Below are 13,665 nucleotides of genomic sequence, written 5' to 3' on the forward strand. Positions count from 1 at the left end.
CATGGCCAGCGGAAGGGATGGATTAGAGTGATTTCCAAGCGATCGGCACCGATCGCTGGTTAAGAAATCGCGGAAAACAAGGAAGCCAGAGCAGCGATCTGATTCAATCAGATCGAAACCCGCTCTGGTGGAAGGCTGCTATTGGGCGAGGGCCTTCACCATCCGCTCCCACTGATCGAGCGCCTGCGGAATTCCCGCCACCGGCACGCGCTCGTTCAGCCCATGGGCAAAGCCGTCCTCGCCCCGCTGGAACAGGCTGGATACACCATAGCTCGGCACGCCGAGCGCCCGGAAATAGAGGCTGTCCGTCGCTCCCGCCGACATGGAGGGGATGACCGGAATGTGAGGGTAGCGGGCCGACACCGCTGCCTTCACCGCCTTCAGCACATCCTCCCGCAGGGGTGAGGCGTCGCTCGCCTGCGGGTGGTCCAGCGTGGTGATGGTCGCGCCGGGATCATCTGTGGCCTGCGTCAGTTCCGCCTTCACGACTTCGACGGCGATGCCCGGAAAGATGCGGCAGTTCACATCGACCTTCGCACTTTGCGGCAGGGCGTTTCGCGCATGGCCCGCCTGCGCCATGGTGGCGACGCAGGTCGTCCGCACCTGCCCCACAAATTCGGGATAATCGGACAGCAGGTCCGCCGCTTTCGGGTCGCCTGTCTCGGCATAACGCCGCATCGCCGCGCCAACCGCGCCGCCGATCCTGTCCGCCGAAAGAGCCAATGATGCCCTGGTGAGTTCATTGCGCATCGGCGCGAAGCGATAGGCGGCGATCCGGTCGATCGCCCGCGCCAGGCGATAGATCGGATTGCCGGGCGTTGGCGCGCTGCTGTGACCGCCGGCATCGGTGAAGGCGATCTCGAAATCCGCATAGCTCTTTTCGCCGGCCTGCAACTGGTAGAGCACAGCCTGTCCATCCTCGTCCAGCAACCCGCCGCCGCCGTCCCCGTTCAGCAGCATTTCGGCATGCTTATATTTCTCCGCCAGTGCGCGGCTGGTGCGCATATGGCTTTCCTCGTCGCCAGACAGAAGGAGGGTGACCGTCCGGCGCGGCCGCCACCCGGACTTGCGCAAATCAGCCAGCGTCGCCACCATCATGGCGACGTCATATTTATTGTCCTCCGCGCCCCGTCCGAAAATATAGCCATCCTCCTCGACCGGCACGAAGGGGTCGCGCGCCCAGTCCGCCGGATCGGCGGCCACCACATCCATATGGCCGATCAGCAGCAGGGGGCGGAGCTGAGGATCGCTGCCCCGGATGGTCGCGGCAAGGCTGGCCGTCTCGCCCAGCGGGGTGATCTCCACGTCGCCTGCCACAAAACCCGCCCGCTGCAGCACCGATGCATAATAAGCGGCGAGGCGGGGAACCTGCCCCTCCCCCTCCACCGTGCGGAAAGCGATGGACCTGACCAGCACCTCCTTGGCCAATGCCGGATCTCCGGCGGCCTGCGCGGCCGGCGGCAGGAACAGGACCGGCGCGGTGAGAGCCGTCAGAACCGCCCACCATTTCCTCAAATCGCATCTCCTGCTGGATCGGGGCTCATTCTGTGGCATAGTGGATCGCGGCGGCCAATCCGTTTGCTGTCCAGTCGCGGAAAGAGGACATCCTTATCCGCGTTCACCCCCATAAAGAATTGTTTGCGCGCATTTGGCAGCGTCGATCACCATATCGCGCGCCGATCGCCCGAAGGAATAAGGCCATGGCCATCAACTATCGCAGTTTCGGATTCCAGGTCATGGCTGGCATGGCCGTCGGCCTGTTGCTGGGCCTCATGGCGCGCGCCATGGGCGCTGGACCGGATGGCGACCTCAACTGGCTGGCCGCAGCACTCAAGACCACGGGGTCGATCTTTATTTCCTTGCTGAAGGCCGTGGTGCCGCCGCTGGTGTTCGCCGCCATTGTCGCCTCCGTGGCCAATCTGCGCGCGCTCGACAATGCAGCGCGGCTGGCGGGGCAGACCCTGCTCTGGTTCGCGATCACGGCACTGATCGCGGTCGTCATCGGCCTCGCCATCGGCTTGATCGTCCAGCCGGGATCGGGACTCCACGGACAGGCGCTCGCCATCGGCAAGCCCGACTCCATCGGCGGCTGGCTCGATTTCCTCAAGGGGCTGGTGCCCGGCAACAGTTTCGCTCTCTCGGCCAGCACCAAACTGAACGACGAGGGCGCATCCACCGCCCTTTCCTTCAATATCCTCCAATTGCTGGTCCTCTCCATCGCCATCGGCCTCGCCACATTGAAGGTCGGGGAGAAGGCGGAGCCCTTCCTGGCCTTTGTCCGTTCCCTGCTGGCCGTGGTCCGCGCGATCCTGGGCTGGATCATCCGTCTGACGCCGATCGGTTCCGCCGCACTGATCGGCAGCGCCATCGCCACCTATGGCTGGAGCGCCCTTGCCCAGCTCGGTGGTTTTGCCGGGGCCGTCTATCTGGGCCTCGCGCTGGTGCTGCTGGTCGTATATCCGCTGCTGCTGGTGGCAAACGGGCTCAGGCCCCTGCCCTTCTTCGCCAAGGCATGGCCCGCGATCCAGCTCGGCTTCGTCTCGCGATCCTCGGTCGGGACCCTGCCGGTCACCGAAACCGTGACCGAACGCATGGGCGTGGAGAAAGTCTATGCCGCCTTCGCCATTCCGCTGGCATCGACGACCAAGATGGACGGATGCGCCTCCATCTATCCGGCGCTGGCGGCGATCTTCGTGGCGGGCTTCTACGGCATTCCCCTTCATGCGGCGGATTATGCGTTGATCGTCTTCGTCTCCGTCGTCGGATCGGCCGCGACGGCTGGCCTGACCGGCGCGATCGTGATGCTGACGCTGACGCTTTCCACGCTCGGCCTGCCGCTGGAGGGCGCGGGGTTGCTGCTTGCCATCGACCCGATCCTCGACATGGGCCGCACCGCCGTCAATGTCGCGGGACAGGTGCTGGTCGCCACGATCGTCGCCAAGCGGGAGGGGATATTGGACGAAGCCGCTTATTATAGCGACGCTTCATCCGCTCAGGCGCTCGGCTCTTCCATGGCATGAGTACCGACGAGGCCGGTCATTTTGCGCTCCGCTTTTGGCACCGTTTCGCCTAAACGCCCCTCGACTACAGATCGATCGGAACAGAAGCAAAGTGGCAGGACATCAGGTTCACATCATCGGCGGCGGGCTTGCGGGGACGGAGGCGGCGTGGCAACTGGCCCAGGCCGGCGTGAAGGTCCGCCTGTCCGAAATGCGGGGATCGGGCGACATGACGCCCGCGCATCAGACCGATGGCCTTGCCGAACTGGTCTGCTCCAACAGTTTCCGGTCCGACGACGCGGACAGGAACGCCGTGGGCCTGCTGCATCAGGAGATGCGGCGGCTGGGCTCGATCATCATGGCGCAGGCTGAACCGGCCAAGGTTCCCGCCGGGTCGGCTCTGGCGGTGGATCGCCATATCTTTTCCGAAGGCGTCACCCGCACATTGGCCGGGCATCCGAATGTGGAGATCGCGCGCGAGCGCGTCGACGCGCTGCCGAGCGAAGGCATGACCATCGTCGCCACCGGACCGCTCACCGCCCCCGCGCTCGCCGCCAGCATCGGGCAGGCGGCGGGCATCGACCATCTCGCCTTTTTCGACGCGATCGCGCCGGTCGTGCATTTCGACAGCATCGACATGGACAAATGCTGGATGGCCAATCGCTGGGACAAGATCGGCCCCGGCGGCGGCGAAGGAAAGGACTATATCAACTGCCCCATGAACAAGGAGCAGTATCAGGCCTTCGTCCAGGGCCTGCTCGACGGCGAGAAGACCGACTTCAAGGAGTGGGAAAAGGACACGCCCTATTTCGAGGGCTGCATGCCGATCGAGGTCATGGCGTCGCGTGGCCCGGAAACATTGCGCCACGGACCGATGAAGCCGATGGGCCTTGACGATCCGCGCACCGGCCGCTGGCCCTATGCGGTGGTGCAACTGCGGCAGGACAATGCATCGGGCACGTTGTGGAACATGGTCGGATTCCAGACCAAGCTGAAGCATGGCGCACAGATCGATCTGTTCCGCACCATCCCCGGCCTGGAAAAGGCGGAATTTGCCCGTCTTGGCGGGCTTCACCGCAACACCTTCATCCAGAGTCCCAAGCTGCTCGACGCCACATTGCGCCTGAAAAGCGCGCCGCATATCCGCTTTGCGGGGCAGGTCACGGGTTGCGAGGGCTATGTAGAAAGCGCGGCGATCGGGCTGCTCGCCGGACGATTTGCCGCGGCCGAGATATTGGGCCAGCCGCTCCCGCCATTGCCGCCGCAAACCGCGCTGGGCGCGCTGCTCGGTCATGTGACCGGCAACGTCGAGACGGCGGATTATCAGCCGATGAACGTCAATTTCGGCCTCTTCCCGCCGCTGGAAGACGTGAAGAAGAAGCAGCGCAAGGAAGCCATGACCGCCCGCGCCCGCGCCGCGCTGGGCGGCTGGCTGGGCGAACTTCAGCAGGCCTGAGCGTTGCGCGGCGCCTGACGCGTCAGCATTTGCATTTCGGGGTGGCGGTTCGTTTGGGCGCGGTAGTCGCGAATTCCGCCGGCGTCAGCTTGCCGTCGCCATTGCCGTCCGCCCCGGCAAAGCGATCCGAGGTCGCCACGGCCCACTCCTCGAAGGAGAGGAGATTGTCATTGTCCCGGTCGAGCGCCTTGAACGCCTTGACGCGGCTGCCCATCATCTCGACGCGGGTGATGACGCCATCGCGATTGCGGTCATAGCGGCCAAATCGCTGCTGCTCGCGGCTTTGCGGCGACGCTTCGCCGGGCATGGGCGGCGCATCGCCCGAAGCGTCCGGATCACCCTCCGGCAGGACATCGACGGTGGGCGGCGGCGGCGATCCGACCAGGAGCTGGGGCACGGGTTCATTGTTCGCCCGCCCCTGCCACCAGAACAGCCCGCCTGCCGTCATCAGCAATGCGGCCATCACGCTCACCAAAACCCGTCCCAACAGATCCCCCCTATCGCCCGAACAACCCGATGCGCACCAATCGCCAATAGTGCGCAGGGGTCAATCCCGCAGGTGCGCGGCGGCCTTTCTCAATGTCATGGCGGGCAAGGTGATAGGCGATCTGCAGCGGACGCCATTGTTTCGTCCAGGGAAAGCTGCCGCCACTTATATAGGTCCGTGCCAGATCGATCGCCTTGCCGGCGATGTCCGGGTCCGCATGATGTCCGGACAGGTCCCAGAGCGCCCATGCCGCCCCGGCGCGATCGAGCCATGGCGGAATATCCTTCTGCCCCGCCAGTGCGCGAAACAGGCCGCTCCCCCGGCCCTCCGCATAGCCGGAAAGATCAAGCTCTCCGATCAACGCTTCCCAGCCGTCCAGCCATTGCGCCAGTCCGTGGAGCGGCAAGGCGCCCAGTTGCCGCATCGCGTCGATCAGCGGTTCACCCTGTCCCTTGACCCCGTTTTCATCCGTCAAGGCGTCGTTCCACCAGGCCAGGCGCATCTGGCCGATGATCGGCTCGCTCGTCGTCGCCACCAGCCGCGCGAAACGAGCGTCCAGTGCCCAGACCAGCCGATGCCGGGCAGCGCCAGGCCCTGCATAGGCGCTCAGCAGCGACGGCAAGGGCGCGAGATCGTCGCTCACGGCATGCATCCGACCAGATCGATGAAAAGGGAATGGGCCGACATCATCAGCCTTTCAGGACCGACGGACGGCGTCGGCATTCATGGCCCCGACAAGCGACGACAGAATGCAAGGCGTCGATGGGGAGCGACACACGCCGCTCCCCATCTCCACTTTACCGATAACACACCTTCTTCGCCGCCGCGACGACGCGGGCCGCGTCGATCAGCGCCGCCTTTTCAAGGTTCGCCGCATAGGGCAGCGGCACGTCCTCGTTCGTGACGCGCAGCACCGGGGCGTCCAGATCGTCGAAGCCCTGCTCCATGACCACGGCCGCGATTTCCGAAGAGATCGAACAGACAGGCCAGCCCTCTTCGACCACGACGAGTCGGTTGGTCTTCTTGAGGCTTTCCAGCACGGTCGCCGTGTCGAGCGGACGCAGCGTACGCAGGTCGATGACCTCCGTGTCGATGCCTTCACCTGCCAGCGCTTCGGCAGCTTCCAGAGCGATGCCCACGCCAATCGAATAGCTTACCAGCGTCACGTCGCTGCCCTCGCGGACAATGCGCGCCTTGCCGATCGGCAGGACATAATCGTCCACCTGGGGCACATCGAAGCTGCGGCCGTAGACCAGCTCATTCTCCAGGAACACGACCGGGTCTTCCGAACGGATCGCCGCCTTGAGAAGGCCCTTGGCATCGGCCGAGTCATAGGGCGCGATCACGATCAGGCCGGGCACCGCCGCATACCAGGGAGCATAATTCTGGCTATGCTGCGCGGCGACGCGGCTGGCCGCGCCATTGGGACCACGGAACACGATCGGACAGCGCATCTGGCCACCCGACATGTAATTGGTCTTCGCCGCAGAGTTGATGATGTGATCGATCGCCTGCATCGCGAAGTTGAAGGTCATGAACTCGATAACCGGCTTCAGACCGCCCATGGCCGCGCCCGCGCCAATGCCGGCAAAGCCATATTCGGTGATGGGCGTGTCGATCACCCGCCTGTCGCCAAATTCTTCCAGCAGGCCCTGGGTGACCTTGTAGGCGCCCTGATATTCGGCGACTTCCTCACCCATGACGAAGACGCGCTCGTCACGGCGCATTTCCTCGGCCATGGCGTCGCGCAACGCTTCGCGAACAGTAGTTTTAAGATATTCGGTGCCGTCGGGAAGCGCCGGATCCTTGACGGTGGCCTTCGGTTCGGCAGCAGGCCTGGCCGCGACAGGCGCCGGAGCGGCTTCCGCCTTGGGCGCTTCCGCCCTGGGTGCCGGAGCCGCCTCGCCGCCTTCACCCGCCATCGTCGCGATAACGGTGCCGACCTTCACCCCCTCGGTGCCTTCGGCGATCATGATCTGGCCGATCTTGCCTTCATCGACAGCTTCGAATTCCATCGTGGCCTTGTCGGTCTCGATCTCGGCGAGAATGTCGCCGGAACGGACTTCGTCACCTTCCTTCACCAGCCATTTCGCCAGCGTGCCTTCCTCCATGGTCGGCGAAAGCGCCGGCATCTTGATTTCGATACCCATTAATATTGCTCCACCAGCACGTCGGTATAAAGTTCGTGCATTTCCGGTTCGGGAGAGGTTTCAGCGAAGTCCGCAGCGTCGCTGACGATCTTGCGGATGTCCTGATCGATCTTCTTGAGCTCGTCTTCGCCCACGCCGGCTTCGGTGAGATATTTCTTGACGCCCTCGATCGGGTCCGACTTGTCGCGCATCGACTGCACTTCCTCGCGCGACCGGTATTTGGCCGGGTCGGACATGGAATGGCCGCGATAGCGATAGGTCTTCATTTCGAGCAGGATCGGCCCGTTGCCGCCCTGGACCCATTTCAGCGCTTCTTCCGTTGCGCCCCGTACCGCGAGCACGTCCATGCCGTTCACCTGGATGCCCGGGATACGGAAGCTTTCGCCCCGACGGTAGAGCTGGTCTTCCGCCGAGGAGCGGTTGACGCTGGTACCCATGGCATATTGGTTATTCTCGATCACGAAGATGATCGGCAACTTCCACAGTTCGGCCATGTTGAACGATTCATAGACCTGGCCCTGATTGGCAGCGCCGTCGCCGAAATAGGCGACGCAGACGCCACCGTCATTATTGTACTTATGCGCAAAACCCAGGCCCGCGCCCAGCGATACCTGCGCGCCGACGATGCCGTGGCCGCCGTAGAATTTATGCTCGACGCTGAACATGTGCATCGAACCGCCCTTGCCGCGCGAAATGCCGGCTTCCCGTCCGGTCAGTTCCGCCATGATGACATTGGGATCGATGCCATAGGCCAGCATGTGGCCATGGTCGCGATAGCCGGTGATAACGCTGTCTTTGCCCGGCTGGAGCGCTGACTGGATGCCTACGGCAACCGCTTCCTGCCCGATATAGAGGTGGCAGAAGCCGCCGATCAGCCCAAGACCGTAAAGCTGGCCCGCCTTTTCCTCGAAACGGCGGATCAGCACCATTTGCCGGTAAAATTCGAGCAACTCCTCCTTGGTGGCTTCATAATCCTGGGGAGCGTCAGGGCGAGGCCGGTTGTGGTCCGCGCCGGCGGCGGGTGCAGCCGCCTTTGCCTTTGCGCGTGAAGGACGCGGCGTCGTTGGTTTCGCCAAGGTTCTTATCCTTTTGCGTGGGTGGGGATGGAAGGAAGGGCGATATAGCGGGAGTCCGCCCCGAATTGCAACGCGGCTTGGCACTCAAAAGCGCGGCAAAGCGATCAATCAGCCGTCCGGACCGTCAGTTGAGTGGAACGATCACTTCATCATGATGAACGACACCCAGCTCCCGCCGGATCAGTTCGTCGGAAAGATCGGGATCGACGCGCCGGGGATCGAGCAGGTCGACCCGGTTCTTCAATTCCTGCCGGTGGGCCTGAACCTGCTTCAGTTCACCCTGCGCATGGTTCAATTGTCGCTTGTAATCGCCCCAGGCCAGAACGCCGTTGGAGCCAAGCACCACATAGCCCGCGAAGAAAAGAAGAAGAAGAACCGCAATCGCCGGGCCAAAAGCCGAGAAAAGCAACATGCGGAGTTTCGCGATATGCGCCATGGACCAGTTGAATCACAGGGACGAACCGGCCGCAAGCAAAATCTGCGTTGCTTGCGGCCGGTCGCCGAATTTATATTCAGCGGAAGATCGAACGCCCGGCATAACGCGCAATATCGCCCAGCTCTTCTTCGATCCGGATGAGCTGGTTATATTTGGCAAGCCGGTCGGAACGGGCGAGCGATCCGGTCTTTATCTGGCCGCAATTGGTGGCCACGGCGAGATCGGCGATGGTCGCGTCCTCGGTCTCGCCCGAGCGATGCGACATCACGGCGGTGTAGCGCGCCCGGTGCGCCATGTCGACGGCGGCCAGCGTTTCGGTCAGCGAACCGATCTGGTTCACCTTCACCAGCAGCGAGTTCGCCAGGCCCTTGCCGATGCCCATTTCCAGCCGCTTCGGGTTGGTCACGAACAAATCGTCGCCCACCAGCTGCACCTTGTTGCCGATCTTGTCGGTCAGCGCCTTCCAGCCTTCGAAATCATCTTCGCTCATGCCGTCCTCGATCGACTTGATCGGATAGTCGGCGCACAGGGCGGCAAGATAATCGGCCATTTCGACCGGGCTGAGCGACAGGCCCTCGCCCGAAATCTCATATTTGCCGTTCCTGAAGAACTCGGTCGCTGCGCAGTCCAGCGCCAGCACGACATCGTCGCCCGGCTTGTAGCCCGCCTTTTCGACCGACAGCATGATGAAGTCGAGCGCGTCGCGGGTCGAGGCGATGTTGGGCGCGAAACCGCCCTCGTCGCCGACGGAAGTGGCCAGCCCCTTGTCGTGCAGGCCCTTCTTGAGCGTATGGAAGATTTCCGAACCGATCCGCACGGCGTCCGCGATGCTTTCCGCACCGACCGGCATGATCATGAATTCCTGGAAATCGATCGGATTGTCGGCATGTTCGCCGCCGTTGATGATGTTCATCATCGGCACCGGCAGCACATGCGCATTGACGCCGCCGACATAGCGATAGAGCGGCAGGCCGCGCGCGTCGGCGGCGGCCTTCGCCACGGCCAGGCTGACGCCCAATATCGCATTGGCGCCCAGGTTCGATTTGTTCTCCGTCCCGTCGAGCGCGATCATCGCGGCATCGACTTCGGCCTGATCCTCTGCATCCAGGCCGATGATCTGCTCGGCAATCTGGTCATTGACGGCAGCGACAGCGGCGAGCACGCCCTTGCCGAGATATCTGGCGGGGTCGCCATCACGTTTTTCCACCGCTTCATAGGCGCCGGTCGACGCGCCCGACGGCACGGCGGCACGGCCGAAGCTGCCATCCTCCAGCATCACGTCGACCTCGACGGTCGGATTGCCGCGGCTGTCCAGAATCTGGCGGGCATGAATATCGAGAATGGCGGTCATGGTCGCTCCTTGGAGTGGCTCTGGGGACTGGCTCTGGTCGCTTTTCGCGCCCCGCTTAGCCACCACCTCCCCGCTTGGCAATGCGGGGGCTTGCAAGGACTCGAAAAATGCCGATGCTCAAAATAGTAACGGCAACGGAACTGTGGGCGGTGGCGAAGCATTAGAAGCAGAGCCGCCCGCCCGCCTCGCAATCGCGCCGTATTTCAAAGGGAGACACAGGACGATGGCCGACACCCCCGAAACCCCGCCCGCCAAGCGCGTCAAGAAGGCCAGTCCCGCCAAGGCGCCAAAGGCCAAGCCCGCCAAGCCCGCCCTGTCCGGAACGCTGGTGAAGGCCGCGCCCGCAAAGGCAGCCGCCCCGCGCAAGGCCGTAGCAGCCAAGCCGGGCAATGGCACGGCCGCGCATGGCTGGACCGCGCAGATCGCGCCCATAAAGGCCCAGGCCGAAAAGGCCGCAAGGGCCGCCGCTGACAAACTCAACACCGTCGACTGGAAATCGCATATCGACCCGCTCAAGGACCAGGCGTCGAAGACCGCCAAATCGGCTGCCGGCGTCGCCAAGGACAAGACCGGATCGGCCATGCAGAGCCTGGCCAAGCTGATTTCCGACACGGCGGGCACCGTCGATGCCAAGCTTGGCCCGCAATATGGCGACTATGCCCGCCAGGCGGCCGAATCAGTGGCCGGCGCGGCCAAGACGCTGGACAGCAAGGATGTCGACCAGTTGATGACCGAAGCGCGGGACTTCGTGCGCAAGAGCCCGGCCGTCGCGATCGGCGCGGCGGCGGTGGTCGGATTCGTGCTGATGCGCCTTGCCAAGGGATCGGACGAAGACGCCTGATCGCGTCCTGCCCGATTGACCGACGATAAGGCCCCGGTGCCGGGGCGGAGGATATGTTGACCCAAGAGCCCCTGCAGACCGAGGCACAGGACGAGTCCGTGCGCGACGTCTTCGCGCGCCTGTACAGCGACGGCCGGGCCTATGCGGAGGCGGAGGTCGAACGGCAGAAGCTGCGTGCCGGCATTGCCGGAGCGGGGATTCGCGATGCGCTGATCTTCGCTCTGGTGGGTATCATGCTTGTCTTCGCGGCCATCGTCGCCGGTCTGGTGGGCGTCATATTGGCACTGGCGCCGCTTGTCGGCCCCGGCTGGGCGACAGGCGCCGTATTCAGCGGCGCGCTGGTCATCGCCCTGATATTGCTATTGTTCGCAAAGGGGCGCATCGACCGGATGAGGAAGGCCATCAAGCCATGACGCGCGAAGACGCCTATCGTGATGCAGTCGCGCGTGCCGACGCGCGCCGCGCCGCGCTGGTTTCCAGCGCCCTTGCCGCCAGGGCGCGGATCGCGCCCGCCCGGCTCAAGCAGGATGCAAAGGCCAGGGCGACGGCAACGATGATGGACGGGGCCGCCTATGCCGCCGCCAAGGTTCAGCAACGACCAGCGGCGACGGCTGCCGCGGCCGGCGCCCTTGCCCTCTATTTGCTGCGCCGTCCGCTCGCGGCACTTTTCCGGCGCATATACGTTCGGACAGGCAATCGCACAGAAGAGACTTCGGAGACTGACAATGGCTGACATCCGCGCTCAACTCACCCGCGCCCGCGAAGCGGCGAACGACATCGCCGGGACCGCGTCCGGCCGGTTCCGCGATACGGCGGATCGGGCCAGGGAAAGCGCCGGCGACCTTATCCAGACCAGCCGCGAAAAGGCCGGCGACGCCTATGCGGACGCACGGGACAGATCGCAGCGGATCGCGGCGCGCGCCAATGAGATCGTGCAGGAACATCCCGTTGCCGCCGTCGCGGGCGCCGTCGCGGCAGGTGCCGTCATCGCATGGATGTTTCCCAAGAGCCGGACAGCGATGAAGGCACTGCCCGGCCTGGCCACCAGTGCCGGGGCAAAGGTGCTGGACGCGGCGCTCGCCGCCAGGGCCATGGCCGCTGAAAATGCGGAGACCCTGCGCGCGAGTGCTGGAGATGCGCTGCACAATGCGGCCGAAGGGACAAAGGACGCCGCCTCCTCGGCACGCGACACCATTGCCTCAGCCGAACTGGGCGCAAAGGCATCCCGTCTTGCCGACGATGTGATGGCGCTGGTCGCCGCCAAGGTCGACGCGTTCAGCGAGGCCGTGAAGGCGCGGTTGCCGAAAAGCTGAACGCGCCGCCGCCACCAAAAGCATGCTGATCCGGCCGCCTGCCCCCTTTGACGGGTGCGGGCGGCCTGCTACGGTACAGGTTCCCCGAACAGGAGAACAGAAGATACCATGAGCAAGCTGCACCTTGTGATGGGCGGTCGCGTCAAAGATCCTCAGACGCTGGAATTCGAAGATCTTGGCTCCATCGAGCTGGTCGGCGTGTACCCCGATTATGCCGCCGCCGAAAATGCCTGGCGCGGCGCCGCCCAGCGAACGGTCGATGACGCCGAAATGCGCTATGTGATCGTCCATCTGCACCGGCTGCTGGAGCCGGATCTGCCCAGCGGATAAAATTCAGGACAGGGGCTGGGGACGTTTGCGGAAACGCCAGCGAAGCAGCGGCCGCGTCAGCACCAGCCCCACCAGAAAGCCGCCAATATGCGCGGCAACCGCAATCTGCCCAAGGTCACCGAGCCCCTGCGCCGTGGCGAGACCGATCATGAGCTGGATCGCGATCCAGCTTGCCGCCAGCCACAGCAGGCGAACCAGATTCGCCGACATCGGCCCCACGCGGCGAACCTTCTGCTGGCTGTAGAGCAATGCATAGGTCGCGATGACCGCTGATATCGCGCCGCTGGCGCCGACCATCGGATTGGTGGAATGCGGATCGATCGCCCATTGCAGCGCCGTCGCGCCATAGGCGCCCGCGACATAGAGCAGCAGCGTCGCGCCCTTGTCCAGAACATGCTCCACCTGTCGTCCGCAAAAGACGAACATGAACAGGTTGAACCCGATATGCAGCCAGTTGGCGTGGACAAGCGTGCAACTGATCGGAGTCAGCCAGACCGGGACGGCCGACATGCCGGCCAGCAGGGCGCCATCCTCCACCCGGGCCGGGATGAACCCGGCCACGATCGCGGCATTATCGACCTGCCCCGTCAGGTAGATCAGCAGAAACGCGACGAAAGTTATCGCCGCGATCCCGTTCGTCATGCGACCAGCAGGCAGTTTCACGGATGGATCAAATGAAATCGATCTTGTTGACCAGGTAGAATTTGTCGCCGGAGGGCACCGACACTTCGACCTCCTCGCCGATCTGGCGCCCGATCAGCGCACGCCCCAGCGGGCTGTTATAGCTGATCATGCCGAGCTTGGCATCCGCCTCGGCCTGGCCCACGATCTGGTATTTGACCGGCTTGTCATCCTCATCGAGCAGCGTGACGGTCGCGCCGAACACGACCTTGTCTCCCGAAAGCGTCCGGGGATCGATGATCTGGGCGCGCGACAGCTTGTCTTCCAGATCGGCAATGGTGGCTTCGACCTGCCCCTGACGCTCCTTGGCGGCATGATATTCGGCATTTTCCGACAAATCGCCGTGCGCGCGCGCTTCTTCGATGGCGTCCACGATCAATGGCCGCTCGGCCTTCAATTCGCGGAGCTGCTCGTTGAGCTTGTCATAGCCCATCTGCAGCATCGGCATCTTCTCGACGGTCGCCATTCTTGCAAATCCTTCGTCAAAACTTCCCTTTGGCGGCCCCCAACTTGGGGCCACCCGCAGCATGCTTCCTTGTGCAGGG

16 protein-coding genes are annotated in these 13,665 nt (G+C 63.9%); 7 read left to right on the forward strand and 9 right to left on the reverse strand.

Features of this window, described 5'->3' with window-relative positions; genetic code table 11:
• Window positions 1-138 precede the first annotated feature (138 nt).
• Window positions 139-1,515 (reverse strand): M20/M25/M40 family metallo-hydrolase, encoded by a 1,377-nt coding sequence (locus tag MRBLMA1_RS03315; RefSeq protein WP_414714749.1) that lies wholly within the window; start codon window positions 1,513-1,515, stop codon window positions 139-141.
• Between the two features lie 185 nt (window positions 1,516-1,700).
• On the opposite strand from MRBLMA1_RS03315, the gene MRBLMA1_RS03320 reads away from it, so the two are divergent.
• Complete coding sequence (locus MRBLMA1_RS03320) at window positions 1,701-3,020, forward strand: dicarboxylate/amino acid:cation symporter (protein WP_363734993.1); 1,320 nt, start codon at window positions 1,701-1,703, stop codon at window positions 3,018-3,020.
• Between the two features lie 91 nt (window positions 3,021-3,111).
• A complete protein-coding gene (trmFO, locus tag MRBLMA1_RS03325) occupies window positions 3,112-4,455 on the forward strand; it encodes a methylenetetrahydrofolate--tRNA-(uracil(54)-C(5))-methyltransferase (FADH(2)-oxidizing) TrmFO (RefSeq protein ID WP_363734994.1) in 1,344 nt (447 codons plus the stop codon).
• 22 nt (window positions 4,456-4,477) lie between these two features.
• Here the strand turns inward: trmFO and MRBLMA1_RS03330 are convergent, their stop codons facing one another.
• The 6 genes from MRBLMA1_RS03330 to eno all read right to left on the reverse strand — a co-directional run bounded on the left by MRBLMA1_RS03330 (window position 4,478) and on the right by eno (window position 9,955).
• On the reverse strand, window positions 4,478-4,942 hold the full coding sequence (locus MRBLMA1_RS03330) for an EF-hand domain-containing protein (RefSeq protein WP_363734996.1): 465 nt from the start codon (window positions 4,940-4,942) through the stop codon (window positions 4,478-4,480).
• A 10-nt stretch (window positions 4,943-4,952) separates the two neighbouring features.
• Window positions 4,953-5,594: a hypothetical protein gene (locus MRBLMA1_RS03335; protein WP_363734997.1), complete on the reverse strand. Its 642-nt coding sequence runs from the start codon at window positions 5,592-5,594 to the stop codon at window positions 4,953-4,955.
• A 145-nt stretch (window positions 5,595-5,739) separates the two neighbouring features.
• Window positions 5,740-7,092, reverse strand: coding sequence for a pyruvate dehydrogenase complex E1 component subunit beta (locus MRBLMA1_RS03340; protein WP_363734999.1), 1,353 nt, complete (start codon window positions 7,090-7,092; stop codon window positions 5,740-5,742).
• Window positions 7,092-8,168 (reverse strand): pyruvate dehydrogenase (acetyl-transferring) E1 component subunit alpha, encoded by a 1,077-nt coding sequence (gene pdhA / locus MRBLMA1_RS03345; protein WP_133651922.1) that lies wholly within the window; start codon window positions 8,166-8,168, stop codon window positions 7,092-7,094. The genes MRBLMA1_RS03340 and pdhA overlap by 1 nt, the downstream gene beginning before the upstream one ends.
• Window positions 8,169-8,292: 124 nt before the next feature.
• Complete coding sequence (locus MRBLMA1_RS03350; protein ID WP_133651921.1) at window positions 8,293-8,604, reverse strand: FtsB family cell division protein; 312 nt, start codon at window positions 8,602-8,604, stop codon at window positions 8,293-8,295.
• 76 nt (window positions 8,605-8,680) lie between these two features.
• Window positions 8,681-9,955 carry a phosphopyruvate hydratase gene (gene eno / locus MRBLMA1_RS03355; protein WP_363735002.1) on the reverse strand — a complete coding sequence of 425 codons (1,275 nt, stop codon included), beginning with the start codon at window positions 9,953-9,955 and terminating at the stop codon, window positions 8,681-8,683.
• Between the two features lie 223 nt (window positions 9,956-10,178).
• Here eno and MRBLMA1_RS03360 point away from each other — a divergent pair, with 223 nt between their 5' ends.
• From MRBLMA1_RS03360 to MRBLMA1_RS03380, 5 genes are all read left to right on the forward strand, one after another.
• Window positions 10,179-10,796: a hypothetical protein gene (locus tag MRBLMA1_RS03360; RefSeq protein ID WP_363735003.1), complete on the forward strand. Its 618-nt coding sequence runs from the start codon at window positions 10,179-10,181 to the stop codon at window positions 10,794-10,796.
• A 53-nt stretch (window positions 10,797-10,849) separates the two neighbouring features.
• Window positions 10,850-11,209: a phage holin family protein gene (locus MRBLMA1_RS03365; protein WP_363735004.1), complete on the forward strand. Its 360-nt coding sequence runs from the start codon at window positions 10,850-10,852 to the stop codon at window positions 11,207-11,209.
• Window positions 11,206-11,529 carry a hypothetical protein gene (locus MRBLMA1_RS03370; protein ID WP_363735006.1) on the forward strand — a complete coding sequence of 108 codons (324 nt, stop codon included), beginning with the start codon at window positions 11,206-11,208 and terminating at the stop codon, window positions 11,527-11,529. Before MRBLMA1_RS03365 ends, MRBLMA1_RS03370 begins: the two co-directional genes overlap by 4 nt.
• Window positions 11,522-12,109 carry a hypothetical protein gene (locus tag MRBLMA1_RS03375; protein ID WP_363735007.1) on the forward strand — a complete coding sequence of 196 codons (588 nt, stop codon included), beginning with the start codon at window positions 11,522-11,524 and terminating at the stop codon, window positions 12,107-12,109. The genes MRBLMA1_RS03370 and MRBLMA1_RS03375 overlap by 8 nt, the downstream gene beginning before the upstream one ends.
• Before the next feature lie 108 nt (window positions 12,110-12,217).
• On the forward strand, window positions 12,218-12,439 hold the full coding sequence (locus MRBLMA1_RS03380) for a DUF4170 domain-containing protein (RefSeq protein WP_133651916.1): 222 nt from the start codon (window positions 12,218-12,220) through the stop codon (window positions 12,437-12,439).
• Window positions 12,440-12,442: 3 nt separating this feature from the next.
• On the opposite strand, the gene MRBLMA1_RS03385 is transcribed toward MRBLMA1_RS03380, so the two are convergent.
• Window positions 12,443-13,081, reverse strand: a complete 639-nt coding sequence (locus MRBLMA1_RS03385; RefSeq protein ID WP_363735391.1) for a rhomboid family intramembrane serine protease — start codon at window positions 13,079-13,081, stop codon at window positions 12,443-12,445.
• 28 nt (window positions 13,082-13,109) lie between these two features.
• Window positions 13,110-13,586 carry a transcription elongation factor GreA gene (gene greA, locus MRBLMA1_RS03390; RefSeq protein ID WP_133651914.1) on the reverse strand — a complete coding sequence of 159 codons (477 nt, stop codon included), beginning with the start codon at window positions 13,584-13,586 and terminating at the stop codon, window positions 13,110-13,112.
• Window positions 13,587-13,665 lie beyond the last annotated feature (79 nt).

The organism is Sphingobium sp. LMA1-1-1.1 (assembly GCF_040676365.1).
Taxonomy (GTDB): Bacteria; Pseudomonadota; Alphaproteobacteria; order Sphingomonadales; family Sphingomonadaceae; genus Sphingobium.